We start from the raw sequence: 1,175 nt of genomic DNA on the forward strand, positions 1-1,175 counted from the left end.
CGCTCGACCGCGAGCGCGACGCCCATCCCGCCGCCGATGCACAGCGACGCCAGCCCGCGCTTCGCATCGCGCTTGGCCATTTCGTGCAGCAGCGTCACCAGGATCCGGCAGCCCGACGCGCCGATCGGGTGGCCGATCGCGATCGCCCCGCCGTTCACGTTCACCTTCGACGTGTCCCAGCCCATCTGCTTGTGCACCGCCAGCGCCTGCGCCGCGAATGCCTCGTTGATTTCCATCAGGTCCAGGTCGCCCGGCGTCCAGCCCGCGCGCTCCAGCGCACGGCGCGATGCCGGCACCGGCCCCATGCCCATCACGCTCGGATCCACCCCCGCGTTCGCGTACGCCTTGATCCGCGCCAGCGGCGTCAGGCCGAGCGCCGCCGCCTTCTGCGCCGACATCACCAGCACCGCCGCCGCGCCGTCGTTCAGCCCCGACGCGTTCGCCGCCGTTACCGAGCCGTCCTTCGAGAACGCCGGCTTCAGCCCCGCCAGCGATTCCGCCGTCACGCCGTGGCGCACGAACTCGTCGGTCGCGAACTGCAGCGGCTCGCCCTTGCGTTGCGGGATCGACACCGGCACGATCTCGTCGTCGAAGCGCCCGGCCTTCTGCGCGGCTTCCGCCTTGTTCTGCGACAGCGCCGCGAACGCGTCCTGCTCCTCGCGCGTGATCCCGTATTCCTTCGCGACGTTCTCCGCCGTGATGCCCATGTGGTACTGGTTGTACACGTCCCACAGGCCGTCGACGATCATCGTGTCGACCAGCTTCGCGTCACCCATCCGGAACCCGTCGCGCGAGCCCGGCAGCACGTGCGGCGCCGCGCTCATGTTCTCCTGCCCGCCCGCGATCACGATCTCCGCGTCGCCCGCCACGATCGCGTTCGCCGCCAGCATCACGGCCTTCAGGCCCGAGCCGCACACCTTGTTGATCGTCATCCCCGGCACTGCGCTCGGCAGGCCGGCCTTGATCAGCGACTGGCGCGCCGGGTTCTGCCCCGAGCCCGCCGTCAGCACCTGGCCCATGATCACTTCGCTCACCTGCTCGGGCTTCACGCCCGAACGCTCCAGCACCGCGCGAATCACCGTCGCACCCAGCTCCGGTGCCGCGATCTTCGCGAGCGAGCCGCCGAATTTGCCGACCGCGGTCCGCGCGGCCGATACGATCACTACGTCCGTCAT

General features: G+C 70.3%; 1 protein-coding gene. It reads right to left on the minus strand.

Annotation, left to right across the window (positions count from 1 at the left end; translation table 11 throughout):
- Positions 1-1,175, minus strand: a 1,175-nt coding sequence (locus DIE17_RS37005) for an acetyl-CoA C-acetyltransferase (RefSeq protein ID WP_148091661.1), incomplete at both ends; no start/stop codon positions are given.

This window comes from Burkholderia sp. Bp9099 (genome assembly GCF_003857805.1).
GTDB lineage: Bacteria > Pseudomonadota > Gammaproteobacteria > Burkholderiales > Burkholderiaceae > Burkholderia.